General features: G+C 66.3%; 25 protein-coding genes and 2 pseudogenes. 13 read left to right on the forward strand and 14 right to left on the reverse strand.

The genetic code is table 11. From position 1 onward, the window contains the following. Positions 1 to 8: 8 nt before the first annotated feature. Positions 9 to 404, forward strand: a complete 396-nt coding sequence (locus tag ACUVYZ_RS12645; RefSeq protein ID WP_439934755.1) for a VOC family protein — start codon at positions 9 to 11, stop codon at positions 402 to 404. After that, the gene (locus tag ACUVYZ_RS12650) at positions 404 to 2,248 is read left to right on the forward strand and encodes an ABC transporter transmembrane domain-containing protein (RefSeq protein WP_439934754.1); all 1,845 of its coding nucleotides are present in this window, start codon (positions 404 to 406) and stop codon (positions 2,246 to 2,248) included. Before ACUVYZ_RS12645 ends, ACUVYZ_RS12650 begins: the two co-directional genes overlap by 1 nt. A gap of 163 nt (positions 2,249 to 2,411) precedes the next feature. Here ACUVYZ_RS12650 and ACUVYZ_RS12655 read toward each other — a convergent pair whose 3' ends face one another. After that, a complete protein-coding gene (locus ACUVYZ_RS12655; protein WP_439934753.1) occupies positions 2,412 to 2,783 on the reverse strand; it encodes a DUF779 domain-containing protein in 372 nt (123 codons plus the stop codon). A gap of 31 nt (positions 2,784 to 2,814) precedes the next feature. Continuing rightward, positions 2,815 to 4,335: an aldehyde dehydrogenase gene (adh, locus tag ACUVYZ_RS12660; protein WP_439934752.1), complete on the reverse strand. Its 1,521-nt coding sequence runs from the start codon at positions 4,333 to 4,335 to the stop codon at positions 2,815 to 2,817. 324 nt (positions 4,336 to 4,659) lie between these two features. Here adh and ACUVYZ_RS12665 point away from each other — a divergent pair, with 324 nt between their 5' ends. Further along, a complete protein-coding gene (locus tag ACUVYZ_RS12665; RefSeq protein ID WP_439934751.1) occupies positions 4,660 to 6,417 on the forward strand; it encodes a PQQ-dependent methanol/ethanol family dehydrogenase in 1,758 nt (585 codons plus the stop codon). Between the two features lie 103 nt (positions 6,418 to 6,520). On the opposite strand, the gene ACUVYZ_RS12670 is transcribed toward ACUVYZ_RS12665, so the two are convergent. Further along, positions 6,521 to 8,506: a sigma-54-dependent Fis family transcriptional regulator gene (locus ACUVYZ_RS12670; protein ID WP_439934750.1), complete on the reverse strand. Its 1,986-nt coding sequence runs from the start codon at positions 8,504 to 8,506 to the stop codon at positions 6,521 to 6,523. A 251-nt stretch (positions 8,507 to 8,757) separates the two neighbouring features. On the opposite strand from ACUVYZ_RS12670, the gene pedF reads away from it, so the two are divergent. Together pedF and ACUVYZ_RS12680 are read left to right on the forward strand one after the other, a co-directional pair. Continuing rightward, positions 8,758 to 9,195, forward strand: coding sequence for a cytochrome c-550 PedF (gene pedF, locus ACUVYZ_RS12675; RefSeq protein ID WP_439934749.1), 438 nt, complete (start codon positions 8,758 to 8,760; stop codon positions 9,193 to 9,195). Beyond that, on the forward strand, positions 9,182 to 10,030 hold the full coding sequence (locus ACUVYZ_RS12680) for a substrate-binding periplasmic protein (protein WP_439934748.1): 849 nt from the start codon (positions 9,182 to 9,184) through the stop codon (positions 10,028 to 10,030). The genes pedF and ACUVYZ_RS12680 overlap by 14 nt, the downstream gene beginning before the upstream one ends. A gap of 165 nt (positions 10,031 to 10,195) precedes the next feature. On the opposite strand, the gene ACUVYZ_RS12685 is transcribed toward ACUVYZ_RS12680, so the two are convergent. Beyond that, positions 10,196 to 12,586, reverse strand: a complete 2,391-nt coding sequence (locus ACUVYZ_RS12685; protein ID WP_439934747.1) for a tetratricopeptide repeat protein — start codon at positions 12,584 to 12,586, stop codon at positions 10,196 to 10,198. A gap of 102 nt (positions 12,587 to 12,688) precedes the next feature. Next, the gene (locus tag ACUVYZ_RS12690) at positions 12,689 to 13,711 is read right to left on the reverse strand and encodes a M28 family peptidase (protein ID WP_439934746.1); all 1,023 of its coding nucleotides are present in this window, start codon (positions 13,709 to 13,711) and stop codon (positions 12,689 to 12,691) included. A 235-nt stretch (positions 13,712 to 13,946) separates the two neighbouring features. Between ACUVYZ_RS12690 and ACUVYZ_RS12695 the strand changes: the two genes are divergently transcribed. Beyond that, a complete protein-coding gene (locus ACUVYZ_RS12695; RefSeq protein WP_439934745.1) occupies positions 13,947 to 14,288 on the forward strand; it encodes a hypothetical protein in 342 nt (113 codons plus the stop codon). A gap of 69 nt (positions 14,289 to 14,357) precedes the next feature. Here ACUVYZ_RS12695 and ACUVYZ_RS12700 read toward each other — a convergent pair whose 3' ends face one another. The 4 genes from ACUVYZ_RS12700 to ACUVYZ_RS12715 all read right to left on the reverse strand — a co-directional run bounded on the left by ACUVYZ_RS12700 (position 14,358) and on the right by ACUVYZ_RS12715 (position 16,797). Beyond that, positions 14,358 to 15,032, reverse strand: a complete 675-nt coding sequence (locus tag ACUVYZ_RS12700) for a YceH family protein (RefSeq protein WP_439934744.1) — start codon at positions 15,030 to 15,032, stop codon at positions 14,358 to 14,360. 33 nt (positions 15,033 to 15,065) lie between these two features. After that, a complete protein-coding gene (gene can, locus ACUVYZ_RS12705) occupies positions 15,066 to 15,662 on the reverse strand; it encodes a carbonate dehydratase (protein ID WP_439934743.1) in 597 nt (198 codons plus the stop codon). Positions 15,663 to 15,828: 166 nt separating this feature from the next. Continuing rightward, positions 15,829 to 16,149: a quaternary ammonium compound efflux SMR transporter SugE gene (gene sugE, locus ACUVYZ_RS12710; protein ID WP_439934742.1), complete on the reverse strand. Its 321-nt coding sequence runs from the start codon at positions 16,147 to 16,149 to the stop codon at positions 15,829 to 15,831. A gap of 204 nt (positions 16,150 to 16,353) precedes the next feature. After that, a complete protein-coding gene (locus ACUVYZ_RS12715; RefSeq protein WP_439934741.1) occupies positions 16,354 to 16,797 on the reverse strand; it encodes a GNAT family N-acetyltransferase in 444 nt (147 codons plus the stop codon). Between the two features lie 264 nt (positions 16,798 to 17,061). Here ACUVYZ_RS12715 and ACUVYZ_RS12720 point away from each other — a divergent pair, with 264 nt between their 5' ends. After that, a complete protein-coding gene (locus tag ACUVYZ_RS12720) occupies positions 17,062 to 17,286 on the forward strand; it encodes an AbrB/MazE/SpoVT family DNA-binding domain-containing protein (RefSeq protein WP_446033071.1) in 225 nt (74 codons plus the stop codon). Between the two features lie 7 nt (positions 17,287 to 17,293). Next, a complete protein-coding gene (gene mazF, locus ACUVYZ_RS12725; RefSeq protein ID WP_439934740.1) occupies positions 17,294 to 17,593 on the forward strand; it encodes an endoribonuclease MazF in 300 nt (99 codons plus the stop codon). Positions 17,594 to 17,723: 130 nt separating this feature from the next. On the opposite strand, the gene ACUVYZ_RS12730 is transcribed toward mazF, so the two are convergent. From ACUVYZ_RS12730 to ACUVYZ_RS12745, 4 genes are all read right to left on the reverse strand, one after another. Beyond that, positions 17,724 to 17,912, reverse strand: coding sequence for a PAS domain-containing protein (locus tag ACUVYZ_RS12730; RefSeq protein WP_439934739.1), 189 nt, complete (start codon positions 17,910 to 17,912; stop codon positions 17,724 to 17,726). Between the two features lie 277 nt (positions 17,913 to 18,189). Then, entirely contained in the window at positions 18,190 to 18,591 is a 402-nt protein-coding gene (locus ACUVYZ_RS12735) for a methyltransferase (RefSeq protein ID WP_439934836.1), read from the reverse strand. A 396-nt stretch (positions 18,592 to 18,987) separates the two neighbouring features. Next, a complete protein-coding gene (locus ACUVYZ_RS12740) occupies positions 18,988 to 19,257 on the reverse strand; it encodes a type II toxin-antitoxin system Phd/YefM family antitoxin (RefSeq protein ID WP_439934738.1) in 270 nt (89 codons plus the stop codon). Further along, positions 19,227 to 19,520 carry a type II toxin-antitoxin system RelE family toxin gene (locus ACUVYZ_RS12745; protein ID WP_439934737.1) on the reverse strand — a complete coding sequence of 98 codons (294 nt, stop codon included), beginning with the start codon at positions 19,518 to 19,520 and terminating at the stop codon, positions 19,227 to 19,229. The genes ACUVYZ_RS12740 and ACUVYZ_RS12745 overlap by 31 nt, the downstream gene beginning before the upstream one ends. A 377-nt stretch (positions 19,521 to 19,897) precedes the next feature. Between ACUVYZ_RS12745 and ACUVYZ_RS12750 the strand changes: the two genes are divergently transcribed. From ACUVYZ_RS12750 to ACUVYZ_RS12770, 5 genes and pseudogenes are all read left to right on the forward strand, one after another. Beyond that, complete coding sequence (locus ACUVYZ_RS12750; RefSeq protein WP_439934736.1) at positions 19,898 to 20,335, forward strand: transposase; 438 nt, start codon at positions 19,898 to 19,900, stop codon at positions 20,333 to 20,335. 51 nt (positions 20,336 to 20,386) lie between these two features. Next, positions 20,387 to 20,764, forward strand: coding sequence for an IS66-like element accessory protein TnpA (tnpA, locus tag ACUVYZ_RS12755; protein ID WP_439934735.1), 378 nt, complete (start codon positions 20,387 to 20,389; stop codon positions 20,762 to 20,764). Next, positions 20,761 to 21,108 (forward strand): IS66 family insertion sequence element accessory protein TnpB, encoded by a 348-nt coding sequence (tnpB, locus tag ACUVYZ_RS12760; protein ID WP_439934734.1) that lies wholly within the window; start codon positions 20,761 to 20,763, stop codon positions 21,106 to 21,108. The genes tnpA and tnpB overlap by 4 nt, the downstream gene beginning before the upstream one ends. A 66-nt stretch (positions 21,109 to 21,174) precedes the next feature. Beyond that, a pseudogene (gene tnpC, locus ACUVYZ_RS12765) lies at positions 21,175 to 22,661 on the forward strand (IS66 family transposase). 52 nt (positions 22,662 to 22,713) lie between these two features. Further along, a pseudogene (locus ACUVYZ_RS12770) lies at positions 22,714 to 22,929 on the forward strand (IS5 family transposase); the annotation flags it as partial. A gap of 188 nt (positions 22,930 to 23,117) precedes the next feature. Here the strand turns inward: ACUVYZ_RS12770 and ACUVYZ_RS12775 are convergent. After that, complete coding sequence (locus ACUVYZ_RS12775; RefSeq protein WP_439934733.1) at positions 23,118 to 23,969, reverse strand: HNH endonuclease; 852 nt, start codon at positions 23,967 to 23,969, stop codon at positions 23,118 to 23,120. Positions 23,970 to 24,049 lie beyond the last annotated feature (80 nt).

The following is a 24,049-nucleotide window of genomic DNA, read 5'->3' on the forward strand; positions in this document are numbered from 1 at the left end:
TTGAAGGCATGACGATCCTGGGGCTTAATCACTTCACCGTCCTCACCGATGACCTGGAGGCCACCCGCCGGTTCTATGCCGAGGTGCTAGGCTTGACCGAAGGCGAACGGCCCCCTTTCGGCTTTCCCGGCGCTTGGTTCTATTGCGACGGCCGGCCGGTGCTCCACGTGATCGCCGGCCGCGGGCTGCCCGCGCAGCGCTCGGGGGTCATCGATCACATGGCCTTCACGGCGACGGACCTGAAGCAATGGAAGGCGAAGCTGGAACGCTACGGCATCCCTTTTGACCTGCGCCTGCAGCCGGGGACCGGCGTGTGGCAGATGTTTTTTCTCGACCCCAACGGCGCCAAGGTGGAGCTGGACTTCGGCGAGGAGTCCGGGCAAGCCCCGGCGGGAGTTCTTTGATGGCTGAAGGCGCGCGCGACATTCCCGTAAAGGTCGGTGGGCCGGGGCAGGCGCCCCAGGACGAGGGACTCGCCCGGGGGAGCATCGCCCGCCTCGCCATCCTGAGGGAGCTACTGCGCTTCATCGGGCCTTACAAGGGGCGCGCCGCCTGCGCCACGGTGGCCCTGGTGGTGGCGGCCAGCGCCTTCCTGGTGGTGGGGCAGGGGCTCAAGCAGGTCATCGACCGGGGCTTCGTCGGCGACGACCCCAGCGCCCTCAACTACGCCCTGGCGCTGCTCCTGGTCGTGGTGGTGGTCATGGCGGCCGCCACCTACGTGCGCTACTACCTCGTCTCCTGGATCGGCGAGCGGGTGATCGCCGACCTGCGGCGCAAGGTGTATTCCCATCTGCTCACCCTCTCCCCGGGCTTCTACGAGTCCACCCGCACGGGGGAGATGATCTCGCGCCTCACCGCCGACACGGCCATGCTGGAGACGGTGATCGGCACCAGCGTCTCCATGGCCCTGCGCAACACCCTGATGGGCCTCGGCGCCCTGGTGATGCTGGCCGCCACGAGCTGGAAGCTCACCGCCCTGGTGCTCCTGGGCGTGCCGGTCGTGGTGGGGCCCATCGTGCTCTTCGGCCGCAAGGTGCGCCAGCTTTCCCGGGCGAGCCAAGACCGGGTGGCGGACTTGGGCGCCCACATCGACGAGTCCCTGCACGAAATCCGTACCGTGCAGGCCTACGGCCACGAGGCCGAGGACCGGCGCCGCTTCGAGGAGCGGCTGGAGGCGGCCTTCGCCGCCGCCGTACGCCGCATCCGGGCCCGCGCGCTCCTCATCGCTGCTGTGATCGTGCTGGTGATGGGGGCCATCGGCGTGATCCTGTGGATCGGCGGCCACGACGTGCTGGCGGGACGGCTCACTGCGGGGGAGCTGTCGGCCTTCGTCTTCTATGCCGCCGTGGTGGCGGGCTCCGCCGGGGCCATCAGCGAGGTGGTCGGCGACCTGCAGCGGGGCGCCGGGGCCTTGGAGCGGCTGATGGAAATCCTCCGCACGGAACCGGAGATCCAGCGGCCGGCGCGGCCGGTGCCCCTGCCCGAGCCGCCGGTGGGGCGGGTGGAGATGGAGCGGGTCACCTTCTTCTATCCGTCGCGGCCGGAGCACCCGGCCCTGTACGACTTCACCCTGCGGGTGGAGCCGGGTAGCCGCCTGGCGCTGGTGGGCCCGTCCGGGGCGGGCAAAACCACGGTGTTCCTGCTGCTCCTGCGCTTCTATGATCCCGCCGCCGGCTCGATCCGCGTGGACGGGGTGGACCTGCGGGCGGCCGATCCGGCGGAGGTGCGCCGGCGGCTCGCCACGGTGCCCCAGGAGCCGGCGATTTTCGCCGCCAGCGTCCTGGAGAACGTGCGCTACGGCCGGCCGGAGGCCACCGACGCCGAGGTGCGGGCGGCGTGCGAGGCGGCCTTCGCCGCGGAGTTCATCGAGCGCCTGCCCCAGGGTTACGAGACCCATTTGGGGGAGCGGGGCGTGCGCCTTTCCGGCGGCCAGCGCCAGCGCATCGCCATCGCCCGGGCGATCCTCGCCGACCGGCCCATCCTGCTGCTGGACGAGGCCACCAGCGCCTTGGATTCGGAGAGCGAGCGCGTGGTGCAGAAGGCCCTCGAGCGCCTGATGCAAGGCCGCACCACCCTCATCATCGCCCACCGGCTCTCCACCGTGCGCAGCGTGGACCGCATCGCGGTGCTGGACCAGGGCCGGCTGGTGGGCATCGGCCGCCACGACGAGCTCCTGCGCTCGAGCCCCCTCTACGCGCGCCTGGCGGAGCTGCAGTTCGGCCTCGCATTCCCGCCCTCGGGCCGCTGACCGCGGCGCAAGGACGGATACGGCGCCGCCGTCCTCCATCGCGGGGTTTGAGCCCGGCGGATTCCATGCTCCGTACGCCCGCTCGCGTCGATGCCTCCCCCGGTCCCGGCAAGGGGGCGCGGGCGAGCGCGCCTCGCCGGCGAGCCCGGTCACAGGGGTCCCGTCATCCTGGCCCGTGGGTGAGCGCCGCCCATTCTTGGTCGGTGTAGAGGCGCGAGCGGGTGATGAAGCGCAGCCCGGTGGCGCTCTCCAGGGAAAACATGCCGCCGTTTCCCGGCACCACGTCGATGATCAGGTGGGTGTGTTCCCAGTACTGGAACTGGGCGCGGCTCATGTAGAACGGCGCTCCGCCGATCTCGCCGAGGAGGACGTCGGAGTCGCCGATCGGGAACTCGCCTTGAGGAAAGCACATGGGGGCGCTGCCGTCGCAGCATCCCCCCGACTGGTGGAACAGGATCGGGCCGTGGGCCCGCTGGAGCCGTTCGATGAGCGCAAGGGCGGCGCCGGTCGCGGAGACGCGGGAGGCCTGGGTCATCGCCGTCGCCTGGCGACCCGGCGCCGGATCCTCAGAAAAAGCCAAGGGGCTTGGGGTCGTAGCTCACTAGGATGCTCTTGGTCTGCTGGTAATGGTCCAGCATCATCTTGTGGGTCTCGCGCCCGATGCCCGACTGCTTGTAGCCGCCGAAGGCGGCGTGGGCGGGATAGAGGTGGTAGCAATTGGTCCATACCCTTCCCGCCTGGATGCCGCGGCCCATCCGGTAGGCTTTTGCGATATCCCGGGTCCAGACGCCGGCGCCCAGCCCGTAGAGGGTGTCGTTGGCGATGGCGAGGGCCTCGTCCTCGTCCTTGAAGGTGGTGACCGACAGCACCGGGCCGAAGATCTCCTCCTGGAAGATGCGCATCTTGTTGTGGCCCCGGAATACGGTGGGTTGGACGTAATAGCCCTGCTTCAAATCGCCTTCCAGGACACTGCGGCCGCCGCCCGCCAACAGCTCCGCTCCCTCCTGTTTCCCCAGGTCGATGTAGGACAGGATTTTCTCCATCTGCTCGCTAGACACCTGGGCGCCGATCATGGTGCCCTTGTCCAGGGGGTTGCCCTGCTTGATGGCGCCGACCCGCTTCAGGGCCCGCTCCATGAACGGGTCGTAGATGGATTCCTGGATCAGCGCCCGGGACGGGCAGGTGCACACCTCGCCCTGGTTGAGGGCGAACATGGCGAAGCCTTCCAGGCACTTGTTCAGAAAAGCGTCGTCGCGCTCCATCACGTCGGCGAAAAAGATGTTCGGGCTCTTGCCGCCCAGCTCCAGGGTGACGGGGATGAGGTTCTGGGAGGCGTACTGCATGATCAAGCGCCCGGTGGTGGTCTCCCCGGTGAAGGCGATCTTGGCGATGCGGGGACTTGAGGCCAAGGGCTTGCCCGCTTCCAGCCCGAAGCCGTTTACCACGTTCACGACACCCGGCGGCAGGAGGTCGCCCACCAGTTCTATCAGCACTAGGATCGAAGCGGGAGTCTGCTCCGCGGGCTTCAGCACCACGCAGTTGCCGGCCGCCAGGGCGGGGGCGAGCTTCCACGCCGCCATCAGGATGGGGAAGTTCCACGGAATGATTTGCCCCACCACGCCCAGGGGTTCGTGGAAATGGTAGGCGATGGTCTGGGAGTCGATTTCGCTTACGCCGCCTTCCTGGGCGCGGATGCAGCCGGCGAAGTAGCGGAAATGGTCGATGGCTAGGGGGATGTCTGCGGCCAGCGTTTCCCGGATGGGCTTCCCGTTGTCGATGGTCTCGGCCACCGCGAGCCGCTCCAGGTTCTGCTCCATGAGCTCAGCGACGCGATAGAGGAGGATGGCCCGCTCGGCCGGCGAAGTGCGGCCCCAGGCGTCCTTGGCCCCATGGGCGGCGTCCAGGGCGTCGTGGACGTCTGCCTCCCGGGAGCGCGGCACTTCGCAGAAAGGCTGCCCGGTGATGGGGGTGATGTCGGGAAAATATTCCCCGCCCCGCGGCTCCACCCACCGGCCGTTGATGTAGTTTCCGTAGCGGGTCTTGAAGGGATTGCTCACCCCGAGGGTTTGCAGGTCGAACAGATTCATCCTTGCCTCCAGTCGAGCGTCGTTGACCGCATCTTCCATCGAGCGATCGGTCGCCATTTCCAGCAAGGAGCGTTCCAGCCAGATAAGGTACGGTCGCGCTAGGGCGGGTGCCTCGAGGGGACCCTCGTCTTGCGCTCCAATTTGCAACAACTGTTTTGTCCTGTGGCAGAGGAGCCCTGGGCGGCGACTTCCCCGAAAAGGGATCTATCCCTGCGGCATGCCGCCAATGGGCGTGGGTGGCACGCGAATTGCCAACGCCCGGGCGGGAGAGGGCCTGGCAAAGGGGCCCCATCGTGCGGGAGTGACAGGAAAGGAGATCGAAGAATGGCGAAGGGCTGGAAAAGGATCGTCGTCGCAGGCGTCGGGGGCGCCATCTTGGCGGGCATGGCGGTCACCGTCCAGGCAAGGGGGGTGACCGACGAGGACATCCTGGACGACGCGAAAACGCCGGGGGACATCGTGTCGGCCGGCATGGGGCCGTGGGCCCAGCGCTACAGCCCGCTGGTCCAGATCAACACGGAGACGGTGAAAGACCTGGTGCCGGTCTGGGCCTTTTCCTTCGGCGGAGAGAAGCAGCGGGGCCAGGAGGCGACGCCCCTCATCCATGACGGAAAGATCTTCGTCACCGCGTCCTACTCCCGCCTCTTTGCCCTGGACGCGCGCACCGGCAAGAAGTTGTGGAAGTACGAGCATCGGCTTCCCGACGGCATCATGCCCTGTTGCGACGTGGTGAACCGGGGGGCCGCGCTCTACGACAACCTGGTCATCTTCGGCACCCTGGACGCCCAGCTCCTGGCCCTGGACCGGGACACGGGCAAGGTGGTGTGGAAAGAAAAGCTGGCGGACTATCAAGCGGGGTACTCCTACACGGCAGCGCCCTTGATCGTGAAGGGCATGGTGGTGACCGGCGTCTCGGGGGGCGAGTTTGGCGTAGTGGGGCGGGTGGACGCCCGCGACGCCAGGACCGGCCGGCTGATCTGGACCCGCCCCGTGTGCGAAGGCCACATGGGTTACCTCAACGGCAAGGAGAACGGGATCACCGGATCCCCGAATGCCACCTGGCCGGGGGATCTGTGGAAGACCTGCGGCGCCGCCACCTGGAACAACTTCACCTACGACCCGGAGACCAACCTGATCTACGCCGGCACCGGCAACCCGGCGCCCTGGAACAGTTGGGTGCGTCCCGGGGACAACCTCTATTCCGCCGCCACCGTGGCCATCGACGCCGATACGGGCAAGATCGTCTGGCACTACCAGAGCACGCCCCACGACGGGTGGGATTTCGACGGAGTGAATGAGTTCGTGCCCTTCGACCTGAAGATGCACGGAAAGCTCGTCAAGGCGGGGGGCAAGGCCGACCGCAACGGCTTCTTCTACGTGAACGACCGGGTGACGGGAAAGCTCATCAAGGCTTTTCCCTTCGTGAGCAAGATCACCTGGGCCAAGGGCATCGACGAAAAGAGCGGGCGGCCCCTTTACGTCCCCGACAACCGCCCCGGCAACCCGGCGCACAGCGCTGGCGGCAAGAAGGGCCAGGTAGTCTATAGCTGCCCTTCATTCCTGGGCGGCAAGAACCAGCAGCCCATGGCCTACAGCCCGGATACCGGCCTATTTTACGTGCCGGCCAACGAGTGGTGCATGGACATCTGGAACGAGCCCATCGCCTACAAGAAGGGCGCGGCCTTTCTCGGCGCCGGCTTCACCATTAAGCCCCTCTATGACGATTATATCGGCGCGCTACGAGCGGTGGACCCGGCAAGCGGAAAAATCTTGTGGGAGTACCGGAACAACGCACCCCTCTGGGGAGGAGTGCTGGCGACCGGCGGCGGCCTGGTATTCGCCGGGACGCCCGAGGGCTATCTGAAGGCCTTCGACGCCAAGACCGGGAAGGAGCTTTGGGCCTTCCAGACCGGCTCCGGAGTGGTGGCGCCGCCCGTCACCTGGGAGATGGACGGCGAGCAGTACGTCGCCGTGGCTTCCGGCTGGGGCGGCGCGGTGCCCCTGTGGGGCGGAGAAGTGGCCAAGCGGGTTGCCTACCTGGAGCAGGGCGGCATGCTGTGGGTCTTCAAGCTGAAGCGCTAGCCCGAGGAGTCACGAAGCGTGCACGGAACGGTGCGCCAAAGGCGCACCGTTCGCCGTGCTGCCGGGTGCGCCTCGCTTCGCCCCGCGCAGACCGCGGCGGGGCTTAGCAACGATCCCTGCCGCGCAGGGCTGCCATCTTACGGTAGATGGTGTTGCGGCTGATGCCCAGCCGCCGGGCGGCAGCGGAAACGTTGCCCCCGGTCTCGGCGAGCACCCGCTGGATGGCGCTTGCTTCCATCTCTTCCAGCTTTTCCACCGTGGGTCGCCCGGACGCGGGTCCTGCATCCTGGAAGGAAGTGCCGGTGGCCATCTCCTCCAGGAACTCTTCCGGCAGATGTTCCATGGCGATGAGGCGCGAAGCACCGGCCATGGCCACCGCGGCGCGCAGCACGCTGTGAAGCTCCCGCAGGTTGCCGGGCCAGGCGTGCCGGCGGAAAGCCGCCATCACCTCCTCGGAGACCTGGGCCGAAGCGCCGGCCGGGTGTTCCCGGGCGAGGAGAAAATGGACCAGTTTCTCGAAGTCGGCCCGCTCCCGTAGGGGAGGGAGCTGGAAGCGGATGCCCCGGATCCGGTAATAAAGGTCCTGGCGGAACTTGCCCTTTGCCACTTCCTCGTGCAGGTTGCGGTGGGTGGCGCAGATCAGGAAAAAATCCACCGGACAGGACTTGCCGCTGCCCAGCGGGGTCACGCTGCGCTCCTGCAGGACCCGCAGCAGGCGGGCCTGGAGCGGCAAGGGCATGTCCCCGATTTCGTCCAGGAACAGGGTCCCGCCGTCGGCCTGCTGGATTTTCCCTACGTAGCCTTTGCGCCGCGCCCCGGTGAAAGCGCCTTCTTCGTAGCCGAACAGCTCGGACTCGATCAACGTTTCGGGGATCGCCGCGCAATTGACCGCGACGAAGGGCTGGTGCCGGCGAGGGCCGCTGCCCCATAGCGCCCGGGCGAAGAGCTCCTTGCCCGCGCCGGATTCACCCTGGATGAGCACCGGGATGTCCCGGTCCACGATCAACTTCGCCCGCTCCACCAGGCGGTGCATCCTCGGATCCCCCAGATCCAGGGCGTCGAGGGTCAACGAACAGTCCCGTCCCCCGCGGGCGGCCGGCGTTTCCGCCTTGGGGAAAGCGCGGCCTTCCTGCACGAAAACAAGGGGCGGGGAAAGCCTGGGTCCGCCGGCCCTCAACCGCAGGAAGACTCGCAGCCCGTTCCTCAGGTAGACAGGGGTGGTGGGCGGTCTGCCGGAATACGCCCGTTGCAGCAGGCCTTCCAGGGAGGAATCGAAGAGGGACTCCCAGGTGTGGGCGTGCAAAGCGTCCCGCGACAGGCAGAGCTGATAAAGAGCGCTCCCGTTGGCCGCCAACAGTTGACCCGTATAGGAAAAGACCGCGATGCCCTCGCACAGGGTCCCCAGGAACTCGGGACGGGGATGGAAGTAGGCGATGATCTCCTTGTCGAACCGGGTATTGATCAGCCGGTTCTCGATGATCTGGGCCGACATCCTGACTAGGGCGAGGGTGTGGGCGTGATGGCTTCGATAATCGCCCGAGATGTCCAGGACCCCGGCGACGCGGCCGCTGGGATCGAAGATGGGTGCGGCCGAACAGGTGAGAAAGGCATTGCGCTCCAGGTAATGCTCCGGGCCGTGCACGGCCACCGGCGAGCGCTCCGCCACCGCCGTGCCGATGGCATTGGTGCCCTTGGATTCTTCCGCCCAGGAGGCTCCGGGCTCCAGGGCGACCCGCTGGGCCTTTTCCACGAAGTCAGGATCCCCCAGAGAGTGCAGGATGAAGCCTTGCGGATCGGCCAGAAGGACCATGCTTCCCGTGTTGCGTATCTCCTGGTACAGGGTTTCCATCACCGGCTCGGCGTGGGAAATCAGGACGAGGTGCTGTTCCCGCTTCTCCGCCAAAACCAGCCGCTCGAGCCGTTCTGCTTCCCGCGAGCGCTGCTCCGCGGGGAGCCCCGCCTGGCGGCAGCGCTGCCATGAACGGATGATGGGTTCCCGCAGGAGCCCGTCGGGCGCCTCGGCTTTATGGAAGAAAAGATCCCGCGCCGCCTGGATGGCGCGGCCCGGCTCATGGGCGGGCGCTTTCATGCTTCCTCCTCTCCAATCGCCGCCGGAACCACTCGCGCGGGAGCTTTTCGCCGATTGTGTACCAAAATGGGACAGTCGCACTGGCGGCAATTCTTACTGTAACAAAAAGCGGGCCATTCGGCTCCTGGCAAACACCACGGGCGTCTTCTTTCATGGCGCGGGTTGTCCCCTTGCCACCACGCTGGCATGAATGCTGCTCCATGGCCGGCTTCGGCAGGCTTCGCTTCGGTATGACGATTGGGAAGAGCACGATGGGAAAGGAACGAAAGACTGGACGGATGTATGCCCGGGTCCTGGCGGTACTGCTGGGGCTGGGCCCTGTGATGGCCCGTGCCCACGGAGACGTGACCCCGCAGCCGGTGGATGTCTCGGGACTGCAGCCCCTCGGTTCGGAGTGGCGCTCCACCAACCCGTACCGGGGCAACCCCCAGGCCATCGCCATCGGCGCTTCCGCGTACAACCAGAACTGCGCCCGCTGTCACGGGCTGGAGGCGGTCTCGGGCGGCATCGCCCCGGACCTGCGCCATCTGCCCAAGGGCGATGAAGGAGACGAGATCTATGTCATGCGGGTGCGCAAGGGCTCATCCCGGGACGGGCGGGTGTACATGCCGCCTTTCGAAGGAATTCTGAGCCAGGAGGCGCTTTGGGCGATCCGGGCGTGGCTGGAGTCGGTCCATGGGGAGGAATAGGACGGCCCTGGTTCTGTGGGCGTGGTTCGTCATGGGCGCGGGCGCCGCGCTGGCGGTGCAGGCCGAGACCCTCGCCGAGCTGCAGCAGCGGGGGAGCCTGCGCCTCGCGGTGTACAACGATTTCCCGCCTTTCTCCCAGGCGGGCCGCGGCATCGACGTGGACCTGGCGCAAGCGCTAGGGGAAAGACTGGGGCTCGGGGTCGAGCTCGTCTGGTTCAACGCCGACGAGGACATGAACGACGACCTGCGCAACATGGTGTGGAAGGGCCATTACCTGGGCGGACGGATCGCCGACGCGATGCTGCATGTGCCCGTGGACCCTTATCTCGCGCAGAAGAACCCTCAGGTCAAGATCCTCGCGCCTTATCACCGGGAGCAGATGGCCCTCGCCCGGGATACGCGCCGCATCCCCCGGGTCGAGGACGTGGCGGGCCTGGAGGCCTTCGCCCACGAAAAGATCGCGGTCGAGTTGGCAACCCTGCCGGACGACTTCCTGAGCACCGTATGGAACGGCCGCCTGCGGGAGAACGTGGTGCGCTACCGAACCGCGGCCGACGCGGTGCGGGCCCTCGCGGCGGGAGAGGTGGCGGCGGTGCTCGCGCCCCGCTCCGAGATCGAAGGGGTTCTGGACGGCACCCACACCCACATCGCGGTCACCCCGTTCGAAGCGCGGAGCGCGGGTCTTTCTCTCACCGGCTGGGTGTTGGGGCTCGCGGTCAAAGCGGAGGCCACCGAGCTTGCCTTGGCGCTGGAGGAGGCCATGGACGCGCTGCGCCGCGACGGCACGGTGGAGCGTATCTTCCGCAGCCACCGGGTGACCTACCGAGCCCCCTGAGGCGGGCGTCGGAACTCGCAGGGAGCGGGCAGGGTGTGTTGAGCGAAGCCTGCCTGGGGTGCCCTCGTCGCGGCAGGCGAGCGAAACGCGCCGTCAGCGGTACAAGGGGACCTGCCTCAGGCGGTGCGCTGAAGCGCACCCTACAACGATGCGGCCTCTCGAGGTTCAATCCCCCGCGCGGCGGACCCAGAACTGGTACATGTGGGCGAAGGTGGTGGGATGGCACTTCTCGAAGGCGGCCCAGTTCTCTAGGGACTGCAGCGCCGGGTCGCCGGGGAACTCGGCCCGGTAGCGGGCGGCGAGCCCGGGCGCGTCCAGCTCGAAGCCCAGGAACTCAAGCCCCAACGCATCGAGCATTGTCGCGATCTGGGGAAGGGTGAAGCGGTGCTCCTGGACGTGGAACAGAAGATCGCGGCAGCCCGAGAGGGTATAGAAGTCCAATGAGCGCGCCACCGCCTTGGCGGGATGGTCGTCGGGGAGGGCGAGAATCTCCTGGCGGCAGGCCCGAATGCCCGCGGCCTGCCTGCCGGCCAGGCAGGCATCGGGCGCGAATCCCCGCTCGGCGATGAGGCTGCGCGCCGCCACCACCGCCGCGCGCCCGGCCTCGCTATAGAGGGCGACCTTCATGAAGCCCTGGGGCGCCAGCCGGCCGAGCAGTGCCCGCCAGCCGTCCAGGGGCCTCTCCAGATGATGGAGCACGCCGGCCGCCTCGATCACGTCGAAGGACTCCTCCAGGTTTGCCAGGTCGAGGAGATCCGCCTGGGCGAAGGCGAGGTTGCCGAGGCGGAGCTTCCGCGCCTGGCGCATCCCGTGGGCGAGGCTCGCCCGGCTCAGGTCGATGGCGATGACTTTGGCATTGGGGTTCAGCATCGCGGTGATGGCCGCGTGCCGGCCGGTGCCGCAGCCGGCGACCAGGATGCGCGGCCGCTCGGGCAGCGCCAGGTCGGCCTCCGCAAGCCGTGGACATACCGCCCGCAGCCGCGCCGCCAGGGGATAGGCGCCGACGAAAGCGGGCAGGGCGGACCAGCGCGGGTAGGGGTTCTCCTCGTACTGCCGCTTAACCGCCAGGCTGACCGGGCCCGCCGGCGGGGAGAGGGTGGGCAGGACCTCCCACAGGCGCAACTCCTCCCGCGGCTCCTCCAGTTGCTGCGCCACCAGAGGCTGGACCAGGGGGTGCTTGGCTCGCGCCGCGAGGGCGTCAACGCCGGGAACGGTAAAGAGCGGGCGATAGCAGGCGATGAGGGCGAGCCGGGTGCCGGCCGTGAGGGCGTCCTCTTCGGGTGGCGCCGATGCCGTCGCCAGCAGGGCTTCCACTTGGTCGCGCTCCTCGTCCCTCTCCCCGTAGAGGTACTCGTTGAGAAAGCATTGGGCTGCCAGGGCCGCCAGGAGCCGCAGCGCCTGTTCGGACGCCAGCCGGCGCGCCGGATCGCTCCAGCAGGCGAGGGCTTGCGCCCGCAGCCCAGCGCAGAGGGCTTCCATCTCGGGATCGGGTATCGGCGTGCGGGCGAGGAGGTGCAGGAACAAGGGCCGGTCGAAGGCCTCCAGGTGGGGCTCGATCGCCTCTTGCCGCCGGGCCGCCGCCAGGGCACCGGCGAACGCGGCATCGCGGCGGAGCACGTGAAGCGCCGCCTGGGCGAGGGGAGCCGCGTCCACGTCGGGCCGGGCGAGGCAGGCCACCAGGTCCGGCTCGAGATCCTCGGGAAGGGCTGCGGGGTCGAGACCTTCGACGGCATCCGCCACGAGCTGCCAGTGGCCCGGGTTCCCGGGCGTGAGCCGTGCCGCCTGGCGGGCGGCGTGCAACGCCGGCAGGCCCACCCCGCCCTGGCGCAGTTGCCGCGCCAGGTTATGCCACGCCATGGCGAAGCCGGGCTGCAGGGTGACGGCCTGCTCGTAGCAGCGGATCGCCCCGGCCCCGTCGCCCAGATCCCCCAGCACATTGCCCAGATTGTTGTGGGCCATGGCATTGCCCGGGTCCAGAGCGATGGCCCGGGTCAAGGCGGCGCGGGCCGCCTCGAACCGGCCCAGGCTGTATAGCGCCTGGCCCAGGTTGGTGTGGGCGGCGCTGTCCTGGGGGGCGAGGTTGACCGCCCGGTCAAAATGGGCGAGGGCCTCGTCCGCCCGCCCCTGGCGCTGGAGCACGCCGCCCAGGAGGCCGTGGAGGTTCGGATCCTGGGGCCAGCGCTCGAGCCCGCGGCGCAGCACCTGCTCCGATTCGGCGAGGCGGCCGGCTTCGGCGAGCAGCAGGCCCAGGTTGGCCTGGAATGCTCGTTGCGTGGGAGCGAGGGCCGACGCTCGCGCCATGGCCTCCACCGCCGCTTCGCCGCGTCCCTGGTGATGGGCGCACAAGCCGAGCAGATTCCAGACGGCAGCATCCCCGGGACGCTCGGCGGCCATACGCCGCAGGAGGGGCTCCGCCTCGGCGGCACGGCCCGCCTGCAGCAGCGCCCGGGCGCGCTCGAGGGGCTGCGCGGGAGGTGTCGCGCCGGCGGCACCGCAGCAGTGCTTGTACTTCTTTCCGCTGCCGCAGGGGCAGGGGTCGTTGCGGCCGGGCGGCATGGATCGGGAGGCGGGCGGGTAGGAGGTTTCCGGGAGCGGGCGGTCATTATACGGGACCGATGCAGACCCCTGGACTGCGTCGCCCCGGCTCCGGAGCGCCCGCTAGGGACTCCCGTCGGCCAGATCGGCGACCACGTGGGCCAGACCGCTTACCACCCGCGCCATGGATTCGTAGTCCACCTTGTCCGGCGTGTCCTGGGGGGAGTGATAATAGGGATAGCGGAACAGGGCGGTGTCGGTCACCATGATGGCCCGGTAGCCCTCCTCCCAGAAGGACCAGTGGTCCGACCAGCCCGCCCCCATCACCCAGCTTGGCACGGCTCCGCCTTCGGAGGGAAAGGGCGTGCTTTCGCGGAACGCCCGGATCGCTCGGCGTAGCAACTCCCGGGAAGAAAGGTTGCCCACGAAAGCGATGAAGTTTCCCGTGCCGGGATAGAAGAGGCCGAGCCCAGCGGGGTAGGACTGGCTTCCGGGGCGATCGGTGTAGTAGCCGATCGTCTCCAGCGAGAGCATGGCTACGACGTTTTCGTTCCTCTGCCGAGCGCGCCGGGCATAGACCCGGCTCCCCATGACATCGGTATGAAAGAAGGGCGGCTCTTCGTTGACGAAGGCCACCAGGCGCAGGGTGCGCGCCAGGGGCCGCCCCTTGAGCAGCCGGGCGAGCTCGAGCAAGGCCGCCGTGCCGGTGGCGTTGTCGTTGGCGCCCGGCGTGCCGGCGAGGGAATCGTAGTGGGCGCCTACCAGGACGATCTCCCGGGGTCTGGAAATACCGGGCTTGGCCGCTTCGACGTTCCTGACCTGGATCCCTTCCACCCGGTACGGGTGCTCGGTCACCTGCCAGCCCTCCCGCTCGAAAGCGTCCCGGACGTAGCGGGCCGCCGCTTCCAGGCCGGCGGGGTTCCAGAGGCTCCGCTCCCCGATTTCCCCCGCCAGGGTCCCGACGTGCCGCTCAAGCCGGTCGCGGAGGAGCCTCTCTTCCGCCGAGAGGGGCGGATGAGGGCCCGTGTGGGATTTTCCCGGCATGCCGGTCATGAAATGCACGGCGAAAGCGGCCGCCAGGGCCGCGGCGGCGAGGCCCAGACCGAGTCGCCACCAGGCCGCGGGCCCGATCGGCAGAGCGCTCATTCATCAATCCGGTGAAGGGTCGATTAAAACGTATCTCAAAAGGGAGTAGGGTGCATAGAGCGCAGCGAAACGCACCACGCATCCGGAAGCGCCGCCAGGGCGCGCTAAAGCACGCCTTACCGTGCGCGCGATTTCGGGATAGGTTCCAGCCATTTACCGCTTAGCGCCTAATGGAAGGATGCTCGCCAAGTCTCGTTTGCCCCCTGTTTTCCCCGTCTTGTGACAAGGAGGCGCCATGCCGGAACAGATCTCCAAATACCCCGAGGTCACGATCCAGGTGCTCCAGAGCGCCGGCGCCCGCTGCGGGCCCGGCGTGGAAAAGAACATTCTCACCCGATGCCCGTCCGAGCGCTTCTGCGCCCTGCCGGGCGGGGAGATCTGCGTCTACGGGCTCGACCAGATCCCCCACATGACCCAGATCACCCGGGAGGAGCTGGCCCGGGTGGCGTGTCCACCCCGCTCCCTCTCCGGGGTCGGGCTCGAGAGCGCTTTGCTTCCCGAGGCGGGCGCCTTGGGGGCCGCGTTCGCCCTGGGGATGGTGGTCGGCGCCCTGTCCCGAAGGCGGCGGAAGCCTTGACGGCATTGCTTTGCGCCACCTCGGGGACGCCAGAGCGGACAATGCGCCCCGCAAGCATGAGTGCGTGGGTCACGGAAGGCCGTCGCGGCTCCCCCGCAGCTCGGCTACCAGGGCCTTTAACGCCGCGACTTCGGCTTCGAGCTGGGCGAGGCGCTCGGCGAGGGCGGAGAAATCCATCGCCGCGGGGCCGCGGTCGCTGGCCATGGGGGGCGTGGCGGGAATCCATTCCCTTGACGCCGGGGTCCCGCAGAGCAGGTGAGTCCAGCGGCTTTCCCGTGCGCCGGGCTGACGGGGCAGCTCGGCCACCAGGGCCCCCGCCGGTCGCTGGGCCAGCTCCTGCAGGAAACCCTCCACCGCCGAGATGTCGGCGAACCGGTGCAGGCGCTCGCAGTTGAGGCGCAGCTCTCCGGCGGTCTGGGGGCCGCGCAGCATCAGCACCGCCAGCAGGGCCGCCGATTGGGACGGGATCTGCCACGTCTTTTCCATGTTCTGGGCGTAGCGCATCACCCGCCCGCCGCTCGATTCGATGACCAGGGTTTGCGCCTTGAGACGATCGAGGGCTGTCTGCACCTCGGCTTCGTCCAGGGCCATAACCGGGTCGCGGCTGGTCTTCTGGTTGCAGCCGGCCACCAGGGCGTTGAGGCTCAAGGGGTAGGTGTCCGGCACGGTGCGCTGCTTCTCTACCAGCACCGCGAGAACCCGGGCTTCGATGGGGGAAAGCAGGGGAGTCGGGGCGTTCGGCATGGTCGCGGAGGGACCCTGGCGCAATTGGATGGATCAACGAGGGCGCAGACCCGGCGCGGCGATGGGTGGCGTGGTTTCGCCGAGCCTGGCGAGGGCGGCCTGGCGTTGCCTGTCCAGCTCGGCCAGGTCGGCGATGGTCACGTCCAGGTCCCGCAACAAGCCGTCCTGCAGGGCGTAGATCCAGCCGTAGACCATGAGCGGCTGCCCTCGCGCCCAGGCGTCCTGGACCACGGTGGTCTCGCACACGTGCCGCACCTCCTCGATGACGTTCAGCTCGCACAACCGGTCCGCCCGCGCCGAGTCGTCGAGCGCCGCCAGCAGCGCCCCGTGCTGCCGCTGCACGTCCTGCACGTGGCGCAGCCAGTTGTCGATCAGCCCAAGCTTCGCGTTGGTCAGCGCCGCCCGCACTCCGCCGCAGCCGTAATGGCCGCAGACGATCACGTGGCCCACCTTGAGCACGTCGACGGCGTACTGGAGCACCGAAAGGCAGTTGAGGTCGGTATGGACCACCACGTTGGCGACGTTGCCGTGGACGAAAAGCTTCCCGAGCGGGAGATCCACGGTCTCGTTGGCGGGAACCCGGCTGTCGGAGCAGCCGATCCACAGGTATTCCGGCGCCTGCTGGGCCACAAGCCGCTGGGAAAAGTCCGGCTGCGCCGCGTGACCCGGGCCGCCCAGCGGCGGTTGTTGGAGAAGAGATGGGCGAGGGAGCGCATTCTATGCCTCGACGAAATGAAAACGTTCAGCTTTCTCGTAGGTCCCGGGAACCCGGGCGAGCACTTGTGTCACGGGGAGGTCAGGAGGCATGGGTGAGCTTGAGGCCGAGAATGCCCCCGAAGATGAGGGCCGCGCACAAGATCCTCCCAACCGAGGCGGGCTCGTTGAACAGCACGATGCCGAGGGCGAAGGTCCCCACGGCGCCGATCCCCGTCCAGACGGCGTAGGCGGTGCCGACGGGGAGCGTCCGGACCGCAAGCCCCAGCAGAACCACGCTGGCGATCATGGCGAACCCGGTGGCCAAAGAGGGCCAGAAGCGGGTGAAGCCGTCCGTATATTTCAACCCGATGGCCCAGGCGATTTCAAACAAACCTGCAACGATCAGAATGGACCATGCCATGACGTTTTTTTCCGACTTGTCTTCCGTGGACCCCCACGGCGGCGCCTCGCCGGGAAGGGCCACCCACAGGCCGTGAGGTGCGAGGAATTCCGCGCCAGGTTCGCTGCCGTTTCGCCGGCCCGCGCCGAGTGGACGATCGTAGCACAAGACCGACTTGCGCTGCTGCCGGATCCGGCGCCATCGACGAAAAGACCGTACGCCTCTCTATGTCTCGATGAAATCCTTGCGCATCACCGTCGCTGTGTGCGGCCGGTACCCCAAAGCGGCGTAGAACGTCACTGCGTCTGCCCGGCTGTCGAGAAAGACCGCGTTGAGCCCCTGTTCCCGGGCGTACCCCTCGGCGTAGGCAAGCAGCCGCCGGCCGACGCCGCGCCGGCGGGCGCGGGCAGAGACCACCAGGTCGTCGATGTGCAGGTGCGGCCCGCGCGCCATGGTCTCCAGCGGCCGCATGCCCATGACCCCCACCAGCTCCCCTGACCGGAAGGCGCCGACCAGCGTGTAGCCGTGGGCCCGTTGCTGCCTGGCAAGGCGCTCGAGAAACGGCTCCCAGGTCATATGGGCGCTCAGCTCCCGCAGAACGGCGTAAGCGGCCGGCAGGTCTCGCTCCGCGAGCGACTGTACGTGGACAGCGCTTGCGTCCTCGTTCATAAATGGGCCTCGTTTATTTCCACGGCAAAAGGCATCTGTCCTCGCTTGAAGAGCCCGAGCTGTATGCGCCGGAGGAAATGTCGGCGCTTGTTAATCAAAGACGTGGATTCCGGGTGCCGGCCGGCATGCTGGACTGCGGTGGGTGTAGTGTGATGAGCCCAAGTGGAGGCGGCACCGCGAAGGCATTTGCAGACGGCATCCTGCTTTAGTAGAAGCATTGTAGACACATGACTATGAGGGCAGGTGATGAGCACTCAAAGAGTCGTGAAATGGAGGCACAGTCTCGCCGTCCGGCTTCCGGCGGCGTTCGCGAAGACCCTCAATGTGACCGATGGGACGAGCGTGAAAATTTCCATCGATGATGGCCGCATCGTTATCGAACCCGTCACAGAGGAAAGCCCGAGTCTGGCAAGCCTGGTTAAGCGCATTACGCCGAAGAACCGCCATCGGGAGCCGGAAATTGAAGGCCCTGTAGGGCGCGAAGCGTGATGACAAGTTGGCGTACGTGCCCGAAAGAGGCGATCTGGTCTGGGTGCAGTTCAATCCCCAGGCAGGGCATGAACAATCCGGACATCGTCCGGCGCTGGTCATATCTCCATCAATATACAACCGCAAGGCGGGCTCGGCATTGATGTGTCCCATTACAAGCCAAATCAAGGGCTATCCGTTCGAGGTCGTGCTGCCACAAGGGCTCAAGATTGGTGGAGCCGTGCTTTCTGACTACGTGAAGAGTCTCGATTGGCGCGCACGCCGGGCAAAATATATCGACCGACTGCCGCCCCAGGCGCTGGCCTAGGTCATCGGCCGGCTGATAGCGCTCATTCGGGTTGCGTGACGGCACGGCGTCGGCTATAGCCAACGCGATGAACGATGCCAGTCGACGCGATTCGGATAACCACGATCATGACCGAAGCCGCCCGAGCCCCTTAGCCGGGGGCGCGATTGGCGCGCTCCTTTACAACCACGTCTTCCCGCTGGACGAATTCCAGAAACGGCCGCCCGATGACCTCGGCCGGCAGGTAACCCATGACCCGAGTGATAACGGAATTGACGTACTTGATGACGCCGGAAAGATCGATGACCGCGACTAAATAAGGGGCGAGCTCCGTTAGCACGTGGGACCCATTGCCCCCGTGGTGAGCGAGGGAAGCCGGATCCGAGGGAAGCCGGATCGTTAGGCACGGCTGGGCAGTAACCGCAGGGTTACCCCGTAACATTTCCCGTTCGGCGGGTAGCCGTGATCGCCTGCAGCCGCCCGTTTTACGGGATGTCCGGAAATTTGTGTCGTCATCGTCTCTTTGCCCAGACTTCTCATCGTTCTCTGCCCTTGAATACCGGCACGGAGGTTGTTACAGCGGCTTCCGCCGTCTTTTCGAATCTGTCGCCCAAAAGTTAGACCAATTCACTCGCTTTCAAACAGAATGGCGGACCTCCCTGCTGCTCGCCGTAGACAAAGAAGCCGATAAGCTTGCCTCCTGGGCGGAGCAGCTCCCCCAAGCGATGCGCGTAGTCGGGCCACATCCTACGCGGCAGGTAAGCGAGAAAGGCGCGCTCGTAAACGAGATCGAAGGGCCTTCTACCGAAATCGTACGAGAAGAAATCTCCGAGCACCACGGCGTCTTGCAACGCACCCAACAGCCCTTTCGCTCTTTCCACGGCCGCCACGCTGAAATCGATCGCGACCACTTCGTAGCCTTTTTCAAAGAAGGTGCGGAGCTCGTAGGCTAAACCGCATCCCGGAATCAATACTCGACCGCTGCCGCTTTCTCTGACCAGGTGGCGCTCGAGATCCAGCGGCGTGGACCCGGCATCTCAGGGGGCGCGTTTGTCGCGAAAGCGAGCGTCCCAGAAAGCGGGAGTCGCGAGATCTTCTTTGGTGCTCAAGGGATCGCTCCGTGATGGCCCTGAAAAGCTGTGTAGCCGCTTGGGCCGTCAATTGGCGGACTGTGCGATCGGCCGGCTGATGGACCTCATTCGGGGTAAGCAACGGCTTGCGCCGGCTGCAGCGGCTTGTTAGGCATACAGCAGCCTCGGTTGCAGCTCGTGGCCCATCCTGACCCGATAGTGCCGATCCTGGCTTTGGCCATAAGTACCTCCTGTCGCCAGCCGATCACGAGCCTAACGCCTGCGGTGAAGCGCGCGGACGCTCTTCCCGCGCGTCGCTTTCGACCACGCGGTTAGAGCGCCCTTTCACTTGAGATCCTCCAGCTTCACGCCGCGCCCGGCGCGCAAACTGCTGCGTGCCGACTCAATTCGTTTCAGGAAACGCGAATCGTGCTCGAGCCGATAGTCGAACCAGTCGTCCTCGGACGCGAAACCGATCAGCACACCGGCCGGCTTGCCGTGGCGGGTGATGACGATTTCCCCCTTCTCCGCTTCGCGAAGAAAGCGCGACAGGTCGTCCTTCAGCTCGGACAGGGGGACCTCCTTTACTCGGGACTTCCGAATTGCGCCAGCCATGACTCAGCCTCCGATTTGGCCACGATCGCCAGTACCTCGACAGTCGAGCCTGAAACGTCGTAGAACACTCGAACCTCTTCGACCCGTAGCCGGTATTGCGGCCTGGATAGGCCGCGCAAGCGCTTAATACGGCTGCGGCTGGTCTTCGTCGGCTCGTGCCTCAGGTGCGTTTCGAGCGCCTCTTTCACCTTGGCACGGAGGTTTGCCTTCAGCCTTCGGAGGTCTTCGGCGGCCTCCGGGGCGAGGATGATCGAGAATCGCATTCTGGCCAGATTATAGCCAGAAGTTTATTGGCATGGAAGTGCGTGCGCTCTAACGCCACGCTTCGGGCGTCGCTTGCAAGCGATTGTTAGGCCGTCGACGGGGGTACGGTCCAGACACATAGGTAACAGATTAGAACTTACTTGGTCTCAATCTACAAGTGCAACACTAGAACCTATATCAAAATTGTTATCTGCGCGCGTATGAGTTTCTAGAATTGGGTTCATGCTGCGTTTGGGCGACGAACGATGGGAGCGAATTCGGGAGCATTTCCCTGAGAAGAACATCCCCGAAGGTCGCGCAGAGCGCAAGCCCGTGCCGGCGCGCGAGGTGCTCGAAGCGGTGCCTTTGGATTCTGAACACTGGCGCGCAGTGGCACATGCTTCCGCAGTGCTACCCGAACTACAAGACGGTGCATCGGCGCTTTCAGCGCTGGTGCGAATGCGAGATACTGCGCGAGATCCTGAAGGACTTGGCCAACACGCTTCGCGAGGAAGGCGAGATCGACGAGCGCGAGAGCTTTATCGATGCCGCCTTTGCCTCGGCCAAGGGCGGAGGCGAAGAGGTTGGCAAGACCAAGCGCGGCAAGGGCGTGAAGATCCTGGCGATCGTGGATCGCCATGGACTGCCGCTGTCGGTGAGCACGCATGCCGCGAACCATCACGAGGTCACGCTGGTGCAGTTGAGCTTCGACTTCTACATGATCGAAGCAAAGCCCGAGAATCTTATTGGTGATCGCGCCTGCGACAGCGACACCCTGGACCAAGAGCTGAAGAAGGAGGGCGTGGAAGTAAGCGTCCGGCCATCACTGTCTTGATTGAGCAACCCGGATCGACGAAGGTGTCCACCCGATTTGAGGGTGGACACCATGCAGGCTCAAACGAGCATTGAGAACGAAGCGCGCCTTGGTCGCGGCCCGTACCGGCGCCGCTCCCTCACCGAGAAGCGCAAGATCGTCGAGCTGTGCCTGAGGCCGGGCGCCTCGGTCGCTGGCGTGGCCCTGGCCCACGGGGTCAATGCCAACCTCGTGCGCAAGTGGATCGCCAAGTACCGGGCTGGCGAATGGGGCGAGTTGGGCGCGACGCTGCTGCCGGTGGCCGTGCGCCGCGAACCCCAGGCGCCGCGCCTGCCGGCCGAAGCCCATCCCAAGGGATACATCGAGATCGAGCTGGCGGGCGCGCGCCTGCGCGTGGTGGGGCGCGTCGAGACAGAGGCTCTGCGCGCCGTACTCGGCGCGCTGCGATGATCGGGTTGCACGCCGGCACGCGCGTGTGGCTGGCGGCCGGGGCCACCGACATGAGGAAGGGCTTCGACGGCCTCACCGCCCTCATCCAGGAGAAGCTCGCCGCCGATCCCTTCTCGGGGCACGTGTTCGTCTTCCGCGGCCGGCGCGGCGATCGCGTGAAACTGCTTTGGTGGGACGGCGACGGCCTGTGCCTCTTGGCCAAGCGCCTGGAGCGTGGCCGCTTCGTCTGGCCGCAGGCGACGGAAGGGACTGTGCATCTCACCCCGGCGCAGCTCGCCATGCTGCTCGAAGGCATCGACTGGCGCCGCCCGCAAAGGAGCTGGCCACCGCAGCAGGCCGCGTAGCGCGGCTCTACCAGGCATCATCCCGAGGGGCTGTTCACAGTCGACGGGTTCGCGTAGACTCCCGCCATGCCTGCGCACGCCGCCCTGCCCGACGATCCCGCCCTCTTCAAGGGCATCGTCGCCGCCCAGCAGGCCGAGATCGAACACCTCAAGCTCGTCATCGCCAAGCTGCGCCCATGCACTTCGGCCGCCGCTCTGAGCAGCTGGACGATACCCTCGCGCAGATGGAGCTGGCGCTGGAGGAACTGGAAACGGCCCAGGCCGAGCGCCCGGCTCCGGAGGGGGTGAGCAAGCCGGCCGAAACGGCCAAGCCCGTGCGCAAGCCCCTGCCGACGCATCTGCCCCGCGAGGAGCTCGTGCTGGAGCCGGCGCACGCCTGCTGCCCGGATTGCGGGGGCGCCCTGAAGCAGCTAGGCGAAGACGTCTGCGAGATCCTGGAGCGGATTCCCGCCCGCTTCAAGGTGATCCGCCAAGTACGCCCCAAGTTCGCCTGTGCCCGTTGTGACACCATCGTGTAGGCGCCGGCGGCGAGCTGGCCGATCACCCGGGGCCTGGCCGGTCCCGGCCTGCTCGCCCATGTGCTGGTGTCCAAGTTCGCCGATCATCCGCCGCTGTACCGCCAAAGCGAGATCTACGCCCGCGACGGCGTGGAGCTGGAGCGCTCCACGCTCGCCGACTGGGTCGGCCAGTGCTCGGCCCTGCTCTCGCCCCTCGTTGCGGCGCTGCGCCACTACGTGCTGGCCGGCGACAAGCTGCACGCCGACGACACCCCGGTGCCGGTGCTCGCGCCAGGCGAAGGCAAGACGAAGACCGGGCGGTTGTGGACCTATGTCCGGGATGATCGGCCGGCTGGCGCGCAGGCGCCGCCCGCGGCCTGGTTCGCCTACTCGCCCAACCGCCGCGGGGAGCATCCCCAGGCTCACCTAAAGTCCTTCGCCGGCATCCTGCAGGCCGACGCCTATGCGGGGTTCGACGCGCTCTACGAGGGTGGCCGGATCATCGAGGCCGCCTGCTGGGCGCACGCCTCGCCGATTGCCGCCGAGGCGCTCAAACGGATCGGCGCGCTCTACGCGATTGAAGAGGAGATTCGCGGCGCGCCCCCGCATGCGCGAGCCCAGGTGCGGCAGGCTCGCGCCTCGCCCCTCATCGAAGACTTCCACGCCTGGCTCATCGACACCTTGCGCAAGCTCTCGCAGAAACCGGCGCTCGCCGAGGCGATCCGCTATGCCACGACCCGCTGGCCGGCGCTTACCCGCTACGTGCACGACGGGCGCATCGAGATCGACAACAATGCCGCCGAACGCGCGCTGCGGGCGGTGGCCATCGGCCGGAAGAACTATCTCTTCGCCGGCTCGGATGCCGGCGGCGTGCGCGCCAAAACGCTCTATAGCCTGATCGGCTCGGCCAAGCTCAGCGGGCTTGATCCCGAAGCCTATTTGCGCTTCGTGCTCGAGCGCATCGCCGAGCACCCGGTCAGCCGCGTCGCCGAGCTGCTGCCCTGGGCGGTCGCTGAGCAGCTCACACCCACCTCAGACCTTCCCCTCGCTGCCTGAGCGTTCCGCCGCCGTCAAGGACGGTGTTCGGCGGACGCTTACGAAGAAGGAGGGCGTGGAACTCATTGCGCCGCATCGCTCCAACCGCAAGCTCAAGACCCAGGACGGGCGACGGCTTCGGCGCTACGAGCGGCGTTGGATCGTGGAGAGGTCCTTTGCCTGGCTGCAATGGAAGCGCCGCCTCTTGGTTCGCTGGGAATACTACGCCGCAAACTTTCTGGGTTTCGTGCAGTTAGCGTGTATCACCATGCTGCTAAGGCAATTTTGAGATAGGTTCTAGATATTTGATGCGATCAGCCATGTTTTCTCCTCCTTTACACACATTACACCGCGCTGCTTCCTGATTCCCCTCTCGTGCGCGTTAAAAGAGGGGGGACTCCTGCCGCATAACGACGCCAATGAGCGGCCGAAGCAAGCGGCGAAGTCTACTTGCGAAGGTCCGTCTCGATTGGCAAGTTAGGCATCGTTTTCATCTGACAAGTACGTTCGCAATGCCTCTATCGTCAGAGGCGGATCTTCACGATGAAGCATTGCATGGCAATTAGGACAGACAGGCCTCAAGTCATTAATGGGATCGACAGCATGGTTGGCGCCGACCGATGAGACAGGAGTAAGGTGATGGACGTGTATGAAGCCGCGACCGAGCTCGCCGAACGTTGCCTCGAACGAAAAGCCGCAGACGAAGCATGCGGTACCGTAGTGTTCAATGCATGCACGACGTGCGGCAGGATTGCGTTCGTATTCTGAGCTCATCACCCGACGCAATGCACCTTCCATCAGCTCTGCGCCGACTGCGATGTTATTTTGAGACACCACCGCAAAATTGGGGGATGGAAGTACCCTTCCCACGTGGGCGGCCAAAGCATCGACAACCTCTTGTCGATGACCTTCCCTTACCCCACGCCCGGCGCGCCGACGAGCTGCAAGGCTGACGGCTTTAAGGAGAGCCGGACGAAGAGCCTCAATCGACCGCTCAAAGACCTCGCTCGGCTCGTAAGGAATTTTGGCCTTCAATGAACCCGGAACGGTCGGATAGTAGCCTCTGCTGTCCTTACCCTCGATGAGGGAAACAGCGTCTGGCAACTGGAGCTTCCGTGCACGAACACCGTCAACGATCAGATGAATGAACTTGGGGCAGGCAGTGAGAATCTCTGTCCACCCGACGTTAATACGAATTCCGTCGGGGTACGGCGTGACTCCCCAGCGTTCGCTTCCGAACGAGGCTGCACGCTCTATCACCTCGGCAGCGAGCTGCGCTACGTAGGGCAAAGCAGCCGACGGGAGCTTTTGAAGCGACGGATGTGTCATCTGTGGTCGTCCGGTCGGGGATGCTTAACTATAAATAGCCATCCTATCTCACTCTTGTCCAAAACAGCCCATGACGACGG

Source organism: Pelomicrobium sp. P1 (assembly GCF_052805615.1).

Coding starts and splice junctions, on each gene's coding strand:
- ACUVYZ_RS12645 (WP_439934755.1), top strand. CDS start 9: ATGACGATCCTGGGGCTTAATCACTTCACCGTCCTCACCGATGACCTG.
- ACUVYZ_RS12650 (WP_439934754.1), top strand. CDS start 404: ATGGCTGAAGGCGCGCGCGACATTCCCGTAAAGGTCGGTGGGCCGGGG.
- ACUVYZ_RS12655 (WP_439934753.1), bottom strand. CDS start 2,783: ATGACCCAGGCCTCCCGCGTCTCCGCGACCGGCGCCGCCCTTGCGCTC.
- adh (WP_439934752.1), bottom strand. CDS start 4,335: ATGAATCTGTTCGACCTGCAAACCCTCGGGGTGAGCAATCCCTTCAAG.
- ACUVYZ_RS12665 (WP_439934751.1), top strand. CDS start 4,660: ATGGCGAAGGGCTGGAAAAGGATCGTCGTCGCAGGCGTCGGGGGCGCC.
- ACUVYZ_RS12670 (WP_439934750.1), bottom strand. CDS start 8,506: ATGAAAGCGCCCGCCCATGAGCCGGGCCGCGCCATCCAGGCGGCGCGG.
- pedF (WP_439934749.1), top strand. CDS start 8,758: ATGGGAAAGGAACGAAAGACTGGACGGATGTATGCCCGGGTCCTGGCG.
- ACUVYZ_RS12680 (WP_439934748.1), top strand. CDS start 9,182: ATGGGGAGGAATAGGACGGCCCTGGTTCTGTGGGCGTGGTTCGTCATG.
- ACUVYZ_RS12685 (WP_439934747.1), bottom strand. CDS start 12,586: ATGCCGCCCGGCCGCAACGACCCCTGCCCCTGCGGCAGCGGAAAGAAG.
- ACUVYZ_RS12690 (WP_439934746.1), bottom strand. CDS start 13,711: ATGAGCGCTCTGCCGATCGGGCCCGCGGCCTGGTGGCGACTCGGTCTG.
- ACUVYZ_RS12695 (WP_439934745.1), top strand. CDS start 13,947: ATGCCGGAACAGATCTCCAAATACCCCGAGGTCACGATCCAGGTGCTC.
- ACUVYZ_RS12700 (WP_439934744.1), bottom strand. CDS start 15,032: ATGCCGAACGCCCCGACTCCCCTGCTTTCCCCCATCGAAGCCCGGGTT.
- sugE (WP_439934742.1), bottom strand. CDS start 16,149: ATGGCATGGTCCATTCTGATCGTTGCAGGTTTGTTTGAAATCGCCTGG.
- ACUVYZ_RS12715 (WP_439934741.1), bottom strand. CDS start 16,797: ATGAACGAGGACGCAAGCGCTGTCCACGTACAGTCGCTCGCGGAGCGA.
- ACUVYZ_RS12740 (WP_439934738.1), bottom strand. CDS start 19,257: ATGGCTGGCGCAATTCGGAAGTCCCGAGTAAAGGAGGTCCCCCTGTCC.
- ACUVYZ_RS12745 (WP_439934737.1), bottom strand. CDS start 19,520: ATGCGATTCTCGATCATCCTCGCCCCGGAGGCCGCCGAAGACCTCCGA.
- ACUVYZ_RS12750 (WP_439934736.1), top strand. CDS start 19,898: ATGCTTCCGCAGTGCTACCCGAACTACAAGACGGTGCATCGGCGCTTT.
- tnpA (WP_439934735.1), top strand. CDS start 20,387: ATGCAGGCTCAAACGAGCATTGAGAACGAAGCGCGCCTTGGTCGCGGC.
- tnpB (WP_439934734.1), top strand. CDS start 20,761: ATGATCGGGTTGCACGCCGGCACGCGCGTGTGGCTGGCGGCCGGGGCC.
- ACUVYZ_RS12775 (WP_439934733.1), bottom strand. CDS start 23,969: ATGACACATCCGTCGCTTCAAAAGCTCCCGTCGGCTGCTTTGCCCTAC.